The following is a 19,053-nucleotide window of genomic DNA, read 5'->3' as shown; positions in this document are numbered from 1 at the left end:
GTTGCGACTACTGCTTAACGCATTAAACAAAACTCTCCCAGATCCCGATCTGCCCTGGTTTTAGGCTTGGGACTTGGCCCAGTTTAACCCAAGGCATATTGTCGCCATGAAAATCACTTCCTATTGATACTTTAAGGCCTTGCTCTGCAATCATCCGGTCGACCATCTGACGGGTTGAACTCGGATCAATGGCGGGTGGTAACTCCACCGCATCTCCGCCAAACTTGGCGAAGATCTCGATCAGATAGCGAATATTGGTCGCTGATAAGTCATAACGGGTCGGATGAGCTAGCACGGCAAAGCCACCGCTGTCATGAATCACCTGAATGGTTTCTTCCAGACCCAGACCATCAAATTTGACATAAGCCTTTTTACCTTCCTTGATGTACTTATCAAAGGCCTGCTGTGGACGGGTCACAATGCCTTTTTCTACCAGCGTTTTGGCAATATGGGTTCGGGTAACCCGATCAGGAATATTGTCAACTTTGGCAATCACGTCAGCATAAATATCCTGGCCTATTAAAGGAACCAGAAGATCACAGATCTGTTTAGAGCGTTCGGCACGAATGATCTTCTGCTGATTGAGGGCTTTTTGTAACGGCTCAGGATTCTGAACATTGAGTGCCACAATATGTACGCCATAATTTTTCTTGGTCGCTGGACGTGACCACTGGCTGGAAATCTCGACTCCAGAAATTATCTTAATCTCATGATTTTTGGCAGCTTCTTCAGCCAGCACCAAACCGTCCATGGTGTCATGATCAGTGAGGGCCAAAGTATGGATAAGTTTGTCCGCAGCCGCTTCGACCAATTGCTGAGGACTCAAAGTTCCATCAGAAATATTACTATGTGTATGTAAATCTACGCCGTGCATCTCTATACTATGACATTTATTTGATCAGATTTAGATACTCTAACATGAAAGCACTTTTAGACTTTGTGCCACTCATTATTTTCTTTTATTTATATAAAACTGTAGATCCAAAAGACACTGACCATCAACTTTTACAATTGATCGGTTCTGCGGGGGGTGTCGACAATAACAATATTCTCGTTGCAACTACGGGTCTGATCATTTCCATGCTGGTGGTTTATGGTGCGTTATTTGTCATGCAAAAATTCCGCCTGGACAAACAGCAATGGATCGTTCTGTTTATGACGGTGATCTTCGGTGGTATTACCCTGATGCTCAGCGACGATTTCTATATCCGTCTTAAAGCTGTATTACTGAATCTGGTTTTCGCTGGTGTCTTCCTGTTATCGCCATGGTTTAGCAAAGATAAGAAGCCACTCATCCAGCGCCTATTCGGTCCGGTATTTAATTTGAGCGCCAAAGGCTGGCTTAAATTAAACTATGCCTGGGTCGGTATGTTCACCCTCATGTCATTTCTGCATACTTTCTTCGCTTATTTATGGATGGATGGAAAATATTGGGGCGAATTTACTGCATTCGGTGACATGATTGTGATGTTTTCCTTTATCATTATTCAGTTTATTGTATTGCGCAAATACTTTAGAACAGCTGAATAAGTCCAACTACAAACGATAGAGAGTCATCATGCCATTATTCGTCGTTAGCTGTACCGACCAGGAAGGTACAGTTGAAAAACGCCTTGCGATTCGTCTACAACATCTTGCACGTCTGGAACAGTTAGATACTGAAGGCCGTCTGATTGTTGCAGGTGCCATGCCTAAAGATCCAGCCAATCCACAAGCCGGTTTCTATGGCAGTACCATCATCGTTGATTTTGACAGTCGTGAAGCACTGGATGCATGGTTACAGGATGAGCCATTCCTGAAAGAAGGTGTATACGCGCATATTGATGTGAAACCATTTAACAAAGCATTTCCTAAAGGATAAGGTTCATGCGCGCTGTTACCGCCAGTTTCATTGGCTTTTGTTTCATGATTCCTTCTGCCTGGGCTGTTGAAGTTTCTGCTCCAGCTGCCCCGGCTACACAGCCAGCAGCTACTCTTGTTCAAGCTGTTACCACGCAAGCACCTGCTCAGGGCACTTCTGCACAGCAGGCTGGAATTATTCCGGCAGTTGCGACAACTGCTCAGACTGTTCAGCCGACTGAGAAAAAGCCGCTCACTGCAGAAGAAATTGCCAAGCAGAAAGCCCAGCAAGATGCCAAAGTCAAAGCTTTAGTCAAAGATCAGGCAACGCGTCTACAGCAACTGGAAAAAGCCAATCTGGAAGCCCTGTCACAAAATCAGGAATTGCAGCTCAAGAACGACAATCTCGGGGTTCAGGTACAGGTCCTGCAAAGTGAACGTAGTGCCCAGATGTTTCTCTACGGTGCTGCAACTTTGGCGGTCGGTGTATTACTTGGCTTTCTGATTGCGAGCTATGTTTATACCAAACGTCGCCGTCAGTGGTAATCTATAAGCTTTACAAATATCTTTAAGGTTGTACCCGTTTTGTCGTATGCAATTCAAACTGCCGATCTGGATTGGCAATTAGTGGATGGCATTGATGTGCCTGTGTCCAAGCAATTTGGTGATGTGTATTTTTCCAAAGACAATGGATTGCTGGAAACCCGGCATGTCTTTTTAAATGGTAATGACCTTAGTACCCGCCTGGCCGATTTAAAACCTTTTGCATATTTCTGTGTCGGTGAAACGGGTTTTGGTACGGGTTTAAATATTCTGGCGTTATGGCAGCTGTGGCAACAGGTTCGTCCGAATAATCAAAGTCATCTGCATGCGATTTCAGTAGAAAAATTTCCGCTTTCTAAAGCAGATCTAGTTCGCGCCTTAAATGCTTGGCCAGAATTGAAACCACTAGCAGATCAACTCATTTCCCAATATCCAATGCCGATTGCCGGTTGTCATCGTCTCAGCTTTCCTGAAGAGCGTTTCAGTCTGGATCTGTGGCTGGGAGATGCACATGATGTCTTTCCTGTTATTGAAAAAACTGCACCAGTTAATGCCTGGTTTCTAGATGGCTTCGCACCTTCGTGTAATCCGGACATGTGGGAAGAAAATGTTTTAAATAACATCGTGCGTTTATCCGAGATCGGAACGACTTTTGCTTCTTTCAGTGTTGCAGGTGTCTTAAAGCGTGGTTTAAAACAGCATGGAATCTCCATTTCCCGTCCACGTGGGTTTGGCCATAAACGTGAAATGCTGAAAGCGATCTGGAATCCTGTTGAAAAAAATAAAGACAGTGAAACGGTTTTAGAGCTGGAAATTGCTCAGAAAAAAACTGAACCAGATCTAGAGAGTCCTACCAGACCTCGTCAAATCGCTGTGATTGGCGCTGGAATCGCAGGTCTAAGTACGGCATTGGCATTCGCTCAGCGTGGTCATCAAGTCACGATTTACGACCAGTCAGCGCCTCTTTCAGGCGGTTCCGGTAATCCCCTTGCCCTGCTTAATCCTAAACTGTGTCCAGTTGAGCAAAGTGCTGAACATCTGATGACGGTGGCCTGGCAGCATGCCTTAAATCATTATCAGAAATTTAAAGCTTTTCGCTCAATTCAGGTCAATCAGCTTGCCTTAAAAAATCCTGAACAGCTTTTAGGATTAGCAGATGAATATCCCGCAGACATTCTTGCTGCTCAAAGTGCAACAGACCAAGAGATTCAAACTGAATTTCCAGCTTTAAAGTTGTTAGCAGCGGGCACAGTTTCACCTCATCAACTGCGTGATGAAATTTTGCAGCATCCTCTTATTCAATATGTACAGGCTAAAATTAACCATATTGAAACTACTACTCAACCTGAGTTATTTGCAGATCAACAATCCTTAGGCAAGTTTGATCACATCATTGTATGTACCGCACGTGATACCCAGCAATTCTTTAAAAATTATCCACTCCTGAAACCGATTCGTGGACAGGTTAGCTGGGTCAATAATCACGATCAGCCCTTAAATCAGGATACAGCCTATAGTTATGGCGGTTACTGTATGCAGCTCAATCCCGAACAACTGATTTTGGGTGCTTCATTCTATCCAGGCCGGGATGATGCAGAAGTCTTAATAGAAGATCATGTGCATAATTATGAACTTATCCACAGTGTCTTTCCTGAATATGCACAGTTATTACCCTCTACCGAAACCTGGCAAGGTCGAGCAGCAGTACGCGCACAGAGTCAGGATTATTTTCCTTTACTCGGAAAAATGAAAGCAGATGAAGAGATTTACAGTTTTGCAGGTCTCGGCTCCAAAGGTTTTCTATTTGCACCACTGTGTAGTGAAATTCTGGCAGCCCAAATTTTAGGGGAAGCCTGCCCCGCACCTTCGAACTTGGTAAAGAAACTCGACGTGACACGTTTTCAAAAGAAGGTAAAAGCCAAGAAGCCTTATTTTAAGCCTCAAGATTAAAGAGCCTTCCCATTAATAAAGGGGGAGGAACACTGTTCCGCAAGGGAGAGATTTTAGAAAGAGTTTAACCCCCTCTTTAAAAAAAGGGGCTTTGAAGAAATCTAGACAACAAAAAAGCGCCTGACGGCGCTTTTTTTCACAAGGTCAATTATGCGCCTTGTTCCAGTGGCATACCTGCATCACGAGCAGCACGAGTACCACCCATCAGGATGACATATTCACGTGAGCTGTCAAAACCTTCTAATTTTTCAGCTGCACGTGGAGCTTTACTCCCACCACCACATAAAATATAAATCGGTTGATCCGCTGACACCTGAGTCAGGCTATCTGCTGAAAGATCGTTAATAGGCTGATTGACTGCCCCTTTCACGTGTGCTTCAGCATAAGCACTTGCATCTCGTACATCCCAGATTACAGCATTTTCTGGGAACTCAAATGTTGTAATTTCTTGTTTACGGATCATTGCGCACTCCTTTGATGTAAACAACACTTGGCAAATGAAGAAAACATCCCTAGCATCTCAGATATTCTTTCCCTTTGTAAAGGTCTAAACTATGCCTTCTTTCGATATTGTTTCTGAATTAGAAATTTTTGAAGTAAATCATGCAGTTCAAAATACCCAAAAAGAGATTGCAACCCGCTTCGATTTCCGTGGACAGGATGTTTCCATTGAACTGAATGAAAAAAACAAGGAAATCAAAATTAGCACAGAAAGTGATTTCCAATGTGAGCAAGTGTATACCATGCTGGAAAACCATTTCTTCAAGCGTAAAGTGGATATTCAGGCACTAGATCCACAAAAAATGACCGCTTCAGGCAAAAATGTAGTTCAGGTGATCAAGCTTAAAGATGGCCTTGACTCAGATACAGCAAAAAAAATTAATAAGGCCATTAAAGAAAGCGGTATTAAAGTGCAATCTTCTATTCAGGGCGACAAGATTCGTGTGACTGATAAAAAACGCGATACCTTGCAACAAGTGATGGCATTCCTGAAAGAACAACAATTCGGTCTGCCTTTACAGTTCAACAACTTTAAAGACTAAGATATCTCAACGTCTGTAGATAGAATTATGACAAAGAGCAACCGACTGACCAAACTGGTCAAAGCGACATCAAGATTACCGCAAGGTATGCGTACTGCTTTATTGAGTAAGACCTTTGGCCGAGTGGTTCCAATGGTTGGCTCTGCCAAGATTCGCTATCAGGAAGTCAGTGCATCCAAAGTTGTGGTGAGTATGGTCAATCATAAAGCCATGCAGAACCATATCGGTCAGATTCATGCCTGTGCCATGGCACTGTTGGCAGAAACAGCAACCGGCTTTGTGACTGCAATGAATGTACCTGACAGCGCAGTGGTTTTGATTAAAAGCCTAAAAGTAGACTTTAAGCGTCCAACTAAAGGCGCCATGACTGCAGTAGCTACTTTAACTCCTGAACAACAAGAACTCATGCAGAGTTCAGAAAAAGGTGAAACGCTAGTACAAGTTATTGTAACTGATGAATCTGGTGAAGCACCGATTCAATGCGAGATGCTCTGGGCTTGGATTGCCAAGAATCAGTTGAAGCCAGCCTAATTTCAATACAGACAAAAAAATCCCAGATCAATGATCTGGGATTTCTTATTTAAAGAATTATGAGTTCTGCTGAGATTCTGCAAATTTCTGTTTTGCTTCATCCGGAATTGGACGTTTATTGCCTTTGACATCCACTGCGACAAAGGTAAATACCCCTTCAGTCACGCGTACAGGTGCACGTGAGTTATCATGACTGTCCCATACTTCGATTTGCATCTGGATTGAGGTATTACCAACTTTTAGAATTTTGGTATAGCAGCTAATGACATCGCCGACTTTCACAGGAACCAGGAAGGTCATCTGGTTAATCGAAATCGTTGCACAGCGTCCTTTACTAAAGCGCTCTGCATGAATTGCTCCCGCCAAGTCCATTTGTGAAACAATCCAGCCACCAAATACATCTCCACTCCAGTTGGTATCCGCAGGCATTGCAATCGTCTGCAGGGAAAGTACTCCCTCTGGTTTAATATGAGAATCTGTCACTTGAACTCCAGGCTTTTTAAATTAGGATTGAGCATTATTTAACTGCTGATCAAGCCACTTTTGTAGTTCGCTTGAACGTAATGCACCGCTTATTCTAGCAATTTCATTGGTTTTATTCATCAAAACCAGCGTCGGAATACTACGCACATTAAATGCTGAGCTTAATCGCGGATTGGCTTCGGTATCAATTTTAGCAAATACCACCCGTGGATTTTCTTTTGCCACAGCAGCAAAATGTGGTGCCATCATTTTACATGGACCACACCAATCTGCCCATAGATCAATCAGAATGGGAAGATCACTATGGGTGACAAACTGACTAAAGTTCTGTTCATTTAGCTCAATCGGCGTCAGTGGAACCAAAGCTTGATGACACTGACCACATGCTGGATCGGCCGTTAATTTTTCTTCAGGCACACGATTTTTAGCCTGGCAATTCGGGCATACAATGATCATCTAGCGCACTCCAATATGTTGATGTAAGAATTCTAATTGGGTCGAGACTGCTTTTTCAAACCATTCACCATGATAAATATCAAAATGCCGCATATTCCACTCATGATATTGTACAAATGGTGCAATATTGGTTGCGGTTTCCCGGCTAGCTTCAATGGGAATCAGGCTGTCTTGTTGTGCTGCGATAAACAGGACAGGAATAGTGATTTTGCGGACTTGCTGAATAGGACGGTAGCGCATCAATTTAAAGAATACCCGGGCTGGGATATGGCCACTCCAGTAATAATCTGGATTCACAATCGATAAATATCCTTCGTAGCTATCTTGCGTCGGCATAAAACAGAGTTCATGACGATCAACCACAGGTAAGGTCTTGGGAGCTCTTCCTACCTTTGCCCCCATATAATCCTGACTGGAAATCTTCAAGGCTTTAGGCAATTGCTGCAAAGGATAAAGTTTGGCACTTTCTGCCCCATCTACAAAGGGGACCTGTACCATTACCGCCTGAATATTTTTTAGTTCTGCGGCCAATGTCAGTACATGCCCGCCACTCAATGCTGTTCCCCATAACACAATCCGTTTAGCATCAATGGATTTACGTACCTGCAAATGCTGAATCATTGTACGCCAGTCTTCAATTTGAGCACTGATCGATACCAGTTCACGCGGACGTCCGGTACTGCCTCCCCAATAGCGATAATCAAACAGAACCACCGCATAACCTGCACTGGCAAAACGTTGGGCATATTGCACCAGTTTAAAATGACGTAAAGCCGCTAGGCCATGAGCCATCAGGATCACAGCTGGTTTGTCAATTTGTTGAGGACGATAGAAATCCGCAGCAATCACTTCCTGACCGCTTTTGACATACAGTGGTTCGACTGTATAGGCGTACATACGCGCTCCATTGCGTTATTTTATAGTTGTAATCGTTTATAAATTTTTCAGAACTAGGCCATCATGTTTTCAGCTTAATGCTATCATAAAGCATATCAAGATAAATGACATAATGGAGTGACATCATGAGCGAAAATGTAGGCTTTGCTGGCCAAATTGGTCCTGAACATATCTCTCAAGTAGTTGAAAAAGGTTTTAAATCAATTATCAATAACCGTCCGGATATGGAAGGTGGCCCTGAACAGCCAACCAGCGTACAAATTGAGGAGGCTGCTCGTAGTGCAGGTCTGGATTATGTCTTCCAGCCAGTAGTTGCTGGCCAGATTACCGAGCTTGATGTGCGTACTTTTGCTAACCATTATAACGAATTACCAAAGCCAATCTTGATGTTCTGCCGTACAGGAAATCGCTCCAATAATTTATATCAGTTAGCGAAACAGATGGATCTGCTGGATGACTAAGGTATTTGGGGAAATGTACTTTTAGTCAACATCTCCTTTTAGTTTCAGAGATCGGCGTATGTATAAATTCTTACTGGTTATATGTTGCAGTCTTGCATTGATGGGTTGTAGTTCAATGAATTTTAAGCCTACTGTGGGTGTGAGTCTGGGAACTTCACTTTAATTTTTAAATTGAAATCCCCATAAAAAAACAGCGCCGAAGCGCTGTTTTTTTTGAATTATAGGTAAATTTTATCTACAATTCATTAAATTTTAGGGTGTACACTCCGAGGTATTTGTACCAAATGGACTAATTGCATTAATCGAATAAATTCCATTGAAATCCTTATCATTACCTTGCTGGTTACGTAAAAGATGAGGATAACTATTTGACATTCTATACGAATTTGATTCTGCTGTAGCATCAATACGTACATTTAACCATTGAGCATACGTTTTTGGATAAGTTATTACAAAATTAATTTCACCTGAATTATTTGTAACCCCAGTCCATGTCGCATCATTACTTGCCTTAAACTTAACAACATCTAACGCTACATTCGCATTTGTGACTTGGGTAACATCTACAGCAAAGTTACAGTGCAAGCTCTGATTAACTAATTCAGGATTAGCAGCATCATTACCTTGATAATATCTTTGACCAGCAAACACCCATTTCATTTCACTAGTTGGAGGAGTTATGGAATTTGTTGGTGCTAATGCCCATAAATTTTGCCCTCTAATATAACTTTGAGGTTTAATTTCAAAGCTTACATTCTGTTCTTTTACTAAATTTCCAAGTTCATCTTTTACTGTAGCTTTTAACGTTTGCTCATAAGCATTACCATTGGCTATAGGTTCTAAATGATTATCTGTAATATTAATCACTAGATTGTTAACAGATTTTCTGACTACATCCAGTATATGAGTTTGGGTAGCACCTGAAAAACTTGCACTCAGCTCCAAATCTTCATTGATAAAAGCAGTCTCAGTATAATTACGACGTAAGCTTTCATCAATTTTAATTATGAATTCAGCTTCACCATTATTATTTGTCACAATCCCGGAAGCGCCTTGAATATAAGCTCCATTGAAGTTCGAGTTCTTTAAATTCAATGTAATATATTCATTAGAAACTGCTCCACCAAACTGATCACGTAAATTCACAGTAATTGTTGCGGTTCCATCTACAACATTAATAGTTGATTGACTAGGTTTAATGAACAGGCTGTATCTTGGTGCAGTAGAAGTTGGATCTGTAACATTTAAATGAAGAACCTGCTTCACATCAATACCATTCGTAGTATTAGTTGCATCTAAGGTAATACCACTTGCTATCAAAGCATCTTTATCAAAACCTTCTTTTGGAATATATAGGGTGAAGAAGCCTCGTCCATCTTCATCAGTTTTGACAGTCCATTTCTCAGCAATATTTTCTGGTAAAGGATGATTATTTTCATCAGAAGTATTTTCTTCAGTAATAAAGCCTACATTTTTACCTGTGGTGGTGTTTGTCTTACGTACAGCCAAGGTGACTTCTTCATTACGTACAGGATTATTAGAAGCATCGAGTAAACGTACAACGACAACTGTTCTGTCATCACCTGGATTCAAAGTGTTTTTAAAACTATTGATTTCAAGATGGTTTGGGTTTTCGACATCTTCAACTGTAAACGGTAAAATAGCAGGAATTTCATTACCTTTTGGATCTCGAATTACACCTGTAACTCGAATAGATTGTAATATATCCGTCGTTATACCTTTTGGTACCTCTAAGGCAAATTCAATTGAACTATCTGCTGGTATAAGCACACCCTCTATATCAACACCATTGGCTTTTAACTTAACACCAGCATCGATCGCTTCTTTATTCAAGCTTAATCGCATCGGTGTACCTGTAACAGTATTAATCCCCATTTCATCTTTAACAGCTGCATACACTTTAACTGTTTGTCCAGCTGTCACTGTTTTTACATCTGATGTTAAACGTGGATTTAAAGCATTTGCTGGAGCGGTGATACCAATTACACTTGTTTGCTGTAAACGATCGCCATTATTTAAGTTCGTACCAACTACTGCAAAGACAATACCATTTTTGATCAAACTAGCATCATATGCGCCCTCAGAAACGGTAACCGTAAATTCAGCTTCACCCTTACTGTTAGTTTGAGTTGGTACATTGCTTAATGTCACACGACTAGAAGTTAAACTAGATAGTGCAACTGCGATAGGCGTGTTTGGAATTGTATTACTAGCTTTATCAACTGCTTTAATTTTGACGCGTGTTTCACCACCAAGAACAGAAATTGTATCTAATGGCTTATCATCTACTGTCGTAAAAATAAGATTCGCTAATTCAGGTAAAATAACCTTAGCTTTATCTAACTCAATTTTACGAACCAGCGTATATTCAGAACCATCCGCACGTCGTGCAGTTGCTGTAAATTCAAGATCATTTGCAGCTAAGTTTTCAATTTCTGTATCACTTTGAGGATTGAGTGTCACTTTAAATGTTGCAAGACCTTTGTCGTCTGTCATGACTTGAGATGGTGTGTTGAAACTTACACCATTACTTAAAGCAGCTTTATTTAGACCAAGTGAAACAACTTGGTTTGCAAATGCCTTACCTTCAGTATCTTTTGCATTAATCGTCACTTGGATTGTCTTAGGTGTATTCACATCCAATGCAACTACATAATCAGATGCATCTAAGGTAAAGTAATCTAGAATCTGCCCGGCATTTGGTGATTTAAAGTTCAAGGTTTGAACAGCAGCTTTACCATTGCTGGTGGTCGCCGTGATACGAACACCAGGACTTACCAACTTAATCTGCTCTTGAGTACCTGCAACTTTATATTCAAACTCAAAATAAGCGTAACCATTGGCATCAGTAAGCTTAGTTGCTTCACCTGTTAAAGTTAACTGTGCTGTTTTTAACTGCGCTAGGGTTAAATCCGGTGTATCAATCGTAACTTTGGCACCCTGTAAAGCACCCTTATCAGCAGATAACGCTTTTACTGGAATAATGATTTTTTGATCTTTTGAATAATCAAATGCTTGTGTAATTGGATCAATTAAAACTTCTGCAGGTGTAGACTCAACATCAGGGGCTTTTAAATCAATACGGCGAGAAGCTTCATAATTCGAACCATCAGCACGTTTAGCTGTTAATGTAACCTGTAAATCACCAGTCACATCATCAATCAGCTTTTGCACTTCCGCTCTATTACGTGGCAATGCCTTAAAGGTAAAGGTTACATATCCATCAGCATCCGTTTTTTGCGTAAAGGTTTGTGCACCAACATTCGCACCTGTTGGATCAAGTAAATAAACACCATTATTATGGGCTTGTTCATTATAGCTGATCGTTACATCTTGATTAGCAAGTGCTTTACCACCCACATTAATTGCACGTACCTTAACGGTAATATCAGTTTGTACGTTTTCTTCAATCGCAGCATAACCATTTGTATCAATAGAAATATAATCTAATGCTTCTGAAGTTAAAGACTCTCTAAAGTTCAATTTTGTCGTCTGTGTTTTTCCATTTGCAGTTACAGTAACAGTTACACCATTTAAGATCTCACGCTGTACTGTAGATTTTGCATATTTATATTCAAATACAAATGTCGCATAGCCGTCATCACCAGTAAACTGTTCAGCTGCTCCATTTAAACTAAAGTTGAGTTGTGCTAATTTCGCTTGAACATCAGTTGTGATTGCAACTTTTTCATTTTTCAGCGTACTGCCAGCAGCATCTAATGCTTTAACGCGTACTTGAATCGTATGATCTTGAGTATAGTCAAATGAATTTAAGATTGGATCAATAACTAAAGTCTCAACTTTAGATTCAACTTGCTCTTCAGCTTGTACTAATTCAACTTTACGTTGAGCTTGACGAACAGATCCATCAGCAACTGCAGATGAGACTTTTACTGTTACGCCATTTGTCAATAATGCTTCTAATTCCTGTTGGTTCTTTGGATGCACACTGAATTCAAATTTTGCATAACCTTCTGCATCAGTTGCTACTGATGAAGCTGTAAGAAGATTAATACCATTTTCATTGGTCAATTCAATCTGAACATTTTGATTTGCCAAAACTGAACCATCAGTACCTTTTGCAAGCACTGATAATACAACTTTAGTTTCTACATCCGTATCAATGACAGCTTTACCAATCATATCAATGACAAGATAATCAAGCGTATTAGTTTGAGTTTCCGCAAAGTTAATAACCGTGCGTTGCTCTTTACCATTTGCAGTCGCCAATAATGCTACACCTTTCAATGCAAGAGGTTTTTGCTCTGTAGATTGTGCATCGTAGTTATAGCTAAATTCGAAGACAGCATAGCCTTGATCATCGGTATATTGCTCAGCAGCACCATTTAAACTCAAATTAAGTTTTGCTAATTCTGCACTTGAGATGTTTTCAGGACGCAATGTGATTTTTTCATTACGTAATGCGCTACCATCTTCACCAATCGCCTTCACTCGTACCGCAATGGTATGATTTTTACTGTAATCATAAACACTAATAGGATCAATGATCAGATAATCAACTTCACTTGGTGCTTCTGCTTCTGACTTATAAAGTTCAACTTTTCTTGATACTTTGTATGCAGAACCATCTACACGCTGTGCAGATAAACGAACATTCAAACCAGATGCAAGCAATGCCTCTAATTCAGATGCATTTTCTGGTGCAATGTTGACTTTAAATGTGGCTTGTCCTTGTGCATCGGTCACAACTTCTGTCGCAGAATTAAATGAAATACCACTATTGGTTTCTGTTTCATCCAATTCAATTTTTACAGTCTGGTCTTTTAATGTCTGACCATTTGTTGCCAATGCAGTTGCTGTAATCATCACTTCTGTTGGTTGATCGGTTGAGATAACTGCACGACCACCTGTAGATACCACTAAATAATCAAGATTGATTTCTTGTTCATTTGCAGGTGCTTTAAAGTTAATAATCGTATTATTCGTCTTTCCATTAGCAGTTGCTGTAATTTCAAAACCATTTAGCAGTTTCTTTTGTGCAGGAGACTGTGCATTGTATTTATAGTCAAATGTGAATGTCACGTAACCATAATCATCAGTCAGTTTCGTCGCATCGCCAACAAGACTTAAATTCAGATCAGCTAACTCTTGTGCACTAAGGGCTGTCGTTAAGCTCACTTTTTCATTGCGTAAAGACTGACCAGCTTGACCAATCGCTTTCACGCGTACTTGAATTGTTTGGTCTTTTGTATAGTCATATGCTGCTTGTAACGGATCGATTAATAGTGAAGATACTTGCGATGTTTGCTCTTGCTCAACAAGCTTAATCGTTCTTAGCGTTGTATATTCAGAACCATCTTTTGCAGTTGCTTTAACAGCGACTGTTACACCACTCGCAAGTAATGCATTTAGTTCATCTTTATTCTTTGGTTTCGCATTTAAAACGAACTCAGCATTACCTAATGCATCTGTAACTAGGTTGTTAGAGGTTGCATACGTTACGCCATTTGAAACTGCAGTATTATCAATACCAATACTAATACGTTGGTTAGCTAAAACCTTACCATCTGTACCCATTGCCTTGACACGGATCTTAATCGGTGTATCTGTAGTGGTCGAAATTAAGGCTTGTCCATCTGTATCGACAGTAAAGAAACTTAAGTCGATACTATCGCTCGGAGCCTTAAAGTTAATGCGAATATTGCTGACCTTACCATTTGCCAAAGCATAGAAAGTAAGACCTTTTTTCGCAAGCTCTTCTTGTTCAGGCGTTTCGTTATATTGGTAACTAAGTTTAAACGTTGCATAACCTAATGCATCAGTAATTTGTTCTGCTTGGGTCGTAAAACTTAAGCCTAACTGCTGCATCTGCTGATTAGTTAGGGCAGATTTTAATTGAATTTTTTCTTTTGCTAATGGGCTTCCATTGACATCTAATGCTTTTACACGAACGGTAATTTCTTGATTTTGCGTATAGTCAAAACGGGTTAAGATTGGATCTACCATGAGGTAATCCACTTGACTCGTTCCAGTGTCAATAATCGAGTTTGAAACTAAGTCAATTTTACGAGTAACCGAATGCTTAGAACCATCATTACGATAAGACACTACTGCAACAGTTAGGCCTTTTTCAATTAAGGTATTTAATTCAGTTAAATTACGTGCTGCAACTTTTAATTTAAATTCAACTTTACCTTGTGCATCCGATACAAGCTTAGTTGCTGTGGCATATGAAACACCATTTGAAATCGCAGTTTCATCAATACCAATAGCTAATTCTTGATTTGCAAGAACTGCACCATCAACACCAAAGGCTTGCGTACGCACTACAATTTCAGTTTGTTGATTAAGTGCAATTTGAGCTAAACCATCAGTATCTAAAGTAAAGTAATCAAGGCTGACTTTGTCACTGACACTCTTTGTATTGAAGTTAACTTTAATTGTTTGAGTCTTTTGATTAGATAATGCCGTGGATGTAAAAGTAATCCCTTGCTTAGCCAACGCTTGCTGTTCTGCAGATTTATTATATTGATACTTATAAACAAACGTTGCATAACCATCTACATCTGTTAAAACTTCAGCAGCTGTACTTAAACTTAGACTCAACTTATTCAGCTGATCATCTGAAAGTAAAGATTTAATTGATACTTTTTCATTTTTAAGAGGGCCACCTTTTTCACCAATTGCTTTTACTTTAATTGTAATGTCTTGGTTCTTGGTAGGATCAAAGTTTTCATTGATTGGGTCAATTAAGAGATACTTAACTGCTTCAGTTGCAACAGCCTTATCTTCAACAACAATTTTAATATTATTGCTAATACCGTTATCTGTTGTAAACGTCGCTGTGATCCCTGAAGCCTTTAATGCTTCTACAGCTGCTGCTGTTTGCGATGCTGGTGTTTTAATTCTGAAAGTGACATAACCCTCTGCACCGACAGACTGACTTTCATTTAAATCAAAGTTAACACCATCACTACTGCCTTCTAACTTAACAGCATTCGCTACAGCTTCGCTATTCAAGGTAAGTTTGATTTTACCTTTTTTCGCAGCATGTCCATTGTTCGCAATCGCTTTTACCTTAATTTCAACACTGTCAGACATTGCATTGATTTTATAAGATGAAGCGATTTCTAGACGTTGAATAGCTTCTTGATCGGTTGCACTATCATCTGCAGTAATGACATCAACAGTAATGGTCGCGAATTTCTCAGGGTTCTCTAGGAAAGTTGCTTTAAGTTCAATCCCTTCATCCTTCAAAGCAAGTGGTGTATCAGAATTACTTTTTAGGATAAATTCCGCATAACCTTGTGCATTTGTAATGGCTTCAGTTTTATCCAAGGTCACACCACGACCAGATTGATTGGTCTCCAGGCGAACTTTTTTACCTGCTAAATCTTGTTTATTGGAATTTTTGGCATATACACGAATACGTGCTTCGCCATTTTTTGCAGCAATCGGTGCATCAGGCTTAATAATTTCAAGTTTATCGACAATTGTTGCAATATCTTTAAATGTTAGAGACGTAGTTGCTTGCTTTTCTGCACGATGCTCATCAATGAGTTTAAAGTTTAGTGTTTTAGATGTATCTACAAGCTGTTGAATTTGTGCCGCAGTTAAATTTTTATTTGCTACAAGTTTAAAATTTGCTTTACCTTCACTATCTGTCTGTACAGATGATCCGTTGCTAATTACAAGCAATCCTTGTAACTCAGCAGGTAAAGACAATTCAACGGTTTGTCCTGACTTAGAACCACCTTTTGGATCAGTCACTTGGACAAAAAATTCAACTGCCCCATTTGGTAAATCAATCGTAAGGCCTTGTGGCACATCTAGAGTATAATCACTAACAATTACACTAGATTTTTTAATATTAAGGGTATATACCTGTTTAACTTGTGTGCCATCTACAGTTGCAGTTAATTGTACTTTACCAGATTCAATATTAATTGAAGGAATTTTAAGCTCAAAAATAGCAATGCCATCTTCAGCTGTAGCAACTAAGGAACTTTTGCTTGTTACACCTAATTTATCTGAATCATTAATCGCTAATCGTACATTTTTGCTAGAAATTCCACCTTTATCTGCATTTAAGACCTGAACAGCAATTTGTACAGTTGAATTATCTACAACCTGAACAATATTTTGGCCACTCGAATCTTGCAAACTAACATTCAAGCTTTCTGGAACTTGAGCTGTATTATCTGTAGATTCATTGCCGCCTCCATTATTTCCTCCTGTATTTGGTTGACTATTATTGTCATTATTATAGTAACCGTCACTCCCCCCCCGCCACATGCAACTAAAGAAATCGATGTTGCTAAAACAGTCGTGTTAACCCCTAATTTTTTTAAATTTATAAACAAACTCATGTTTTTTCCCACTGCATATAATAGTTAAGCTGCCATAAAAGTTAATCTTCTGGCTTTTACACAAAATTTACTCAAAATAGCAAAAATATGCAATCTAGTTACATAATTTACATCAGAAACATTGTAAATCATGCATATAAATATTCATGTTCTTAGAATTGGTAAGCATTTTATGTATGACATTATTATTATCGGCGTAGGAACAGCAGGAATCAGTGCCTATAAAGAAGCTATTAAACATACCCAAAATATTTTAATTATTAATGCCGGTTCATGGGAGACTACATGTGCTCGTGTAGGCTGTATGCCGAGCAAGCTTCTGATTTCTTCTGCTAACCGTATGCATGAGATAAAAACTGCAGAAAATCTCGGATTACAACATGATGCTGTAGTAAATACCTCCACCGTTATGGATCGCCTACATAAGCTTCGTGATCATTATATTCGGGCCACTTTAAAAGAAGTAGAACAATGGGATTCAGCCCATAAGGTATCTGGGCACGCAAAATTTACTAATGCTCAAACAGTCCAAGTAAAAGGAAAATATTATCAAGCTAAAAGTTTTATTATTGCAGTAGGCTCTCGACCAAACTTTGATGCCACCTTAAAAGATGAACTAGGCGATAAACTCCTGACATCTGATGAAATCTTTGAGCTTTCACATTTACCGAAATCCTTAGCAGTGATTGGTAGTGGCGTTATTGCAATTGAACTAGCTCAAGCCATGCAACGTTTAGGGGTGCGTACTACTATGTTTGCTCGTAGTCAGAAAATAGGTGCACTCACCAGTCCAACTCTACAAGCTTTGGTTAGAGAGCAGTTAAATAACGAGCTGGATATCAAATTTAAAACGCTACCTAATCAAGTCAAACTCCTTAATAATCAGGTAAAAATTGACTATATAGAGAATGATCAAAAACAAAGTATTGAAGTAGATTATGTACTCTCAGCCACTGGTCGTAGCTCTAATTTAGATCGATTAGGTTTAGAGAAAATTAATCCTGAATTCCAAGATGTTAAAAAGCTACCTATTAATCAAAAAACTAAGCAATTAGCAAACTTGCCTATTTTTATTGTTGGAGATGCAGCCCCTGATGTTCCAATTCAACATGAAGCTGCCCACAATGGTAAAGAAGTAGTCCAGAACTGCTTAAATTTTCCAGATGTTCAGCTTATTTCTGCCCTAACTCCTTTGGCAATCGTATTTAGCCAACCAGAAATGGCGATTATTGGACAAAGTTTCAAACAGCTAGAAGAGAAAAATACGGAATATATTAGAGGCTTTGTATCTTATGAAAGACAGGGACGCGCGTTAATTCTTTCAGAAAATAAAGGTGGGGCTGAAGTATATATAGATAAAAAGTCAGGAAAATTATTAGGCGCCGAACTATTCTGCCCTCAAGCCGAACATCTAGCACACATACTAGCCTGGATGATTGATGCAGAGCAGGATATTCATCAGATTCTGGCAAAGCCTTACTATCATCCGACTTTAGAAGAAGGGCTAAGAACAGCATTTAAACATGCTCGTCGTCAGCTTGATCAACAGGAAGTAATTGACAATTCTTAAATATATTAAAGAAGTATTGATAGATAAAATTTAATTAACCTGAGTTCGATGAAATCCACTTAACCTTTTAGCATATTTTGGAAAGTTGGCTTATTGGGGTTCAAACAATAAGCCACTACAGCAGCCATGATATTCACCATGAAGTTATTTACCGAACGATGACGTGAATGTTCAAGTTGATGTAAATTTTTTAATTGATCATTCACTGTTTCGATCAATCCTCTTCTGCAAAGTAATTGTTTTTCTTCTTCAGTTTGGATGGGTTTATTTTTCATATTCCGACGTGATGGGGTCAATATTTTCAGTCCTCTTGCTGCTAAAGCTTCGGCTTTTGCTTTGCTCAAATAGCCTTTGTCTCCGAGTAGGATCCCTTTTAATTCTTGAGTTAAAGATTCTAATATAGCAACATCATGAACATTTCCCGATGTCAGCTTGAGATTAATAATTTCACCTAAATTATTGATAACGAGATGTAATTTAAAGCCATAAAACCAACCCGTACTACTTTTTCCACGACCGGCCAAGCCTTTAAATACACGATGCCTTTTAATCCGAAGATTATGGCAAACTACCAATTTAGTGGAGTCAATGATACTGATTCCCGTATCTTTTCCTTTCACCTGATGGAAGAAACTACTCAGAGCTTGCAAACAACGGGGCATGATTTCAATAAATCGGTTGTAGCTAAGCAGTTTAGGAAAAGCAGATTTCCAGAATGGAACGATCATTTGGCAATAAAAATATTTGAAGAATCTAAAACCGGATTGATGAAATAAAATGACAATGGTCATTGCTTCAGACAAGCTTAAAGCTGACTTTTTCAACCTGGTTTTTTGATTAGAAATTAAAGCTTTCTCTAAAGATTCATTAAATTTTTTGCAGAAATCATCCAAAATACAAAATAATTCGGTAATATGATCCATTGAGAA

At 39.3% G+C, this 19,053-nt stretch carries 15 protein-coding genes; 8 read left to right on the top strand and 7 right to left on the bottom strand.

What is annotated here, in order from left to right:
* Positions 1 to 22: 22 nt before the first annotated feature.
* A complete protein-coding gene (locus C3F22_RS01360; RefSeq protein ID WP_104425727.1) occupies positions 23 to 874 on the bottom strand; it encodes a PHP domain-containing protein in 852 nt (283 codons plus the stop codon).
* Between the two features lie 44 nt (positions 875 to 918).
* On the opposite strand from C3F22_RS01360, the gene C3F22_RS01355 reads away from it, so the two are divergent.
* From C3F22_RS01355 to mnmC, 4 genes are read left to right on the top strand one after another with little or no spacing between them, the layout of a single operon-like run.
* The gene (locus tag C3F22_RS01355) at positions 919 to 1,530 is read left to right on the top strand and encodes a septation protein IspZ (protein WP_005233839.1); all 612 of its coding nucleotides are present in this window, start codon (positions 919 to 921) and stop codon (positions 1,528 to 1,530) included.
* 28 nt (positions 1,531 to 1,558) lie between these two features.
* Positions 1,559 to 1,861, top strand: a complete 303-nt coding sequence (locus C3F22_RS01350) for a YciI family protein (RefSeq protein WP_104425726.1) — start codon at positions 1,559 to 1,561, stop codon at positions 1,859 to 1,861.
* Positions 1,862 to 1,866: 5 nt separating this feature from the next.
* Complete coding sequence (locus tag C3F22_RS01345) at positions 1,867 to 2,385, top strand: hypothetical protein (RefSeq protein WP_005233837.1); 519 nt, start codon at positions 1,867 to 1,869, stop codon at positions 2,383 to 2,385.
* 39 nt (positions 2,386 to 2,424) lie between these two features.
* The gene (gene mnmC, locus C3F22_RS01340; RefSeq protein WP_104425725.1) at positions 2,425 to 4,332 is read left to right on the top strand and encodes an FAD-dependent 5-carboxymethylaminomethyl-2-thiouridine(34) oxidoreductase MnmC; all 1,908 of its coding nucleotides are present in this window, start codon (positions 2,425 to 2,427) and stop codon (positions 4,330 to 4,332) included.
* A 148-nt stretch (positions 4,333 to 4,480) separates the two neighbouring features.
* On the opposite strand, the gene C3F22_RS01335 is transcribed toward mnmC, so the two are convergent.
* On the bottom strand, positions 4,481 to 4,795 hold the full coding sequence (locus C3F22_RS01335; protein WP_005233835.1) for a rhodanese-like domain-containing protein: 315 nt from the start codon (positions 4,793 to 4,795) through the stop codon (positions 4,481 to 4,483).
* A gap of 91 nt (positions 4,796 to 4,886) precedes the next feature.
* Here C3F22_RS01335 and C3F22_RS01330 point away from each other — a divergent pair, with 91 nt between their 5' ends.
* Both C3F22_RS01330 and C3F22_RS01325 read left to right on the top strand, forming a co-directional pair.
* Complete coding sequence (locus C3F22_RS01330; RefSeq protein ID WP_004783667.1) at positions 4,887 to 5,375, top strand: YajQ family cyclic di-GMP-binding protein; 489 nt, start codon at positions 4,887 to 4,889, stop codon at positions 5,373 to 5,375.
* Between the two features lie 27 nt (positions 5,376 to 5,402).
* A complete protein-coding gene (locus tag C3F22_RS01325; protein ID WP_104425724.1) occupies positions 5,403 to 5,906 on the top strand; it encodes a DUF4442 domain-containing protein in 504 nt (167 codons plus the stop codon).
* Between the two features lie 57 nt (positions 5,907 to 5,963).
* On the opposite strand, the gene C3F22_RS01320 is transcribed toward C3F22_RS01325, so the two are convergent.
* The 3 genes from C3F22_RS01320 to C3F22_RS01310 form a co-directional block, all read right to left on the bottom strand.
* Positions 5,964 to 6,335 carry an acyl-CoA thioesterase gene (locus C3F22_RS01320; RefSeq protein WP_171523022.1) on the bottom strand — a complete coding sequence of 124 codons (372 nt, stop codon included), beginning with the start codon at positions 6,333 to 6,335 and terminating at the stop codon, positions 5,964 to 5,966.
* Positions 6,336 to 6,410: 75 nt separating this feature from the next.
* Positions 6,411 to 6,845: a thioredoxin TrxC gene (trxC, locus tag C3F22_RS01315; RefSeq protein ID WP_005233830.1), complete on the bottom strand. Its 435-nt coding sequence runs from the start codon at positions 6,843 to 6,845 to the stop codon at positions 6,411 to 6,413.
* Positions 6,846 to 7,742, bottom strand: coding sequence for an alpha/beta hydrolase (locus C3F22_RS01310; RefSeq protein WP_104425723.1), 897 nt, complete (start codon positions 7,740 to 7,742; stop codon positions 6,846 to 6,848). It abuts the gene before it with no gap.
* Positions 7,743 to 7,867: 125 nt separating this feature from the next.
* Between C3F22_RS01310 and C3F22_RS01305 the strand changes: the two genes are divergently transcribed.
* On the top strand, positions 7,868 to 8,203 hold the full coding sequence (locus C3F22_RS01305; RefSeq protein WP_004783676.1) for a TIGR01244 family sulfur transferase: 336 nt from the start codon (positions 7,868 to 7,870) through the stop codon (positions 8,201 to 8,203).
* A gap of 252 nt (positions 8,204 to 8,455) precedes the next feature.
* Here C3F22_RS01305 and C3F22_RS01300 read toward each other — a convergent pair whose 3' ends face one another.
* Positions 8,456 to 16,348, bottom strand: coding sequence for a hypothetical protein (locus C3F22_RS01300; RefSeq protein WP_228203563.1), 7,893 nt, complete (start codon positions 16,346 to 16,348; stop codon positions 8,456 to 8,458).
* 378 nt (positions 16,349 to 16,726) lie between these two features.
* On the opposite strand from C3F22_RS01300, the gene C3F22_RS01295 reads away from it, so the two are divergent.
* Positions 16,727 to 18,124 carry a dihydrolipoyl dehydrogenase gene (locus C3F22_RS01295; protein ID WP_104425722.1) on the top strand — a complete coding sequence of 466 codons (1,398 nt, stop codon included), beginning with the start codon at positions 16,727 to 16,729 and terminating at the stop codon, positions 18,122 to 18,124.
* 59 nt (positions 18,125 to 18,183) lie between these two features.
* Here the strand turns inward: C3F22_RS01295 and C3F22_RS01290 are convergent, their stop codons facing one another.
* Positions 18,184 to 19,047, bottom strand: coding sequence for an IS982 family transposase (locus tag C3F22_RS01290; RefSeq protein WP_004679438.1), 864 nt, complete (start codon positions 19,045 to 19,047; stop codon positions 18,184 to 18,186).
* Positions 19,048 to 19,053: the final 6 nt, after the last annotated feature.

Origin of the sequence: Acinetobacter sp. ACNIH1, from assembly GCF_002934695.1 — a bacterium.
In the GTDB taxonomy this organism is placed as follows: Bacteria; Pseudomonadota; Gammaproteobacteria; order Pseudomonadales; family Moraxellaceae; genus Acinetobacter; species Acinetobacter variabilis.
The sequence above is the reverse complement of the archived record's forward strand: the minus strand, read 5'-3'. Positions and strand labels throughout refer to the sequence as shown.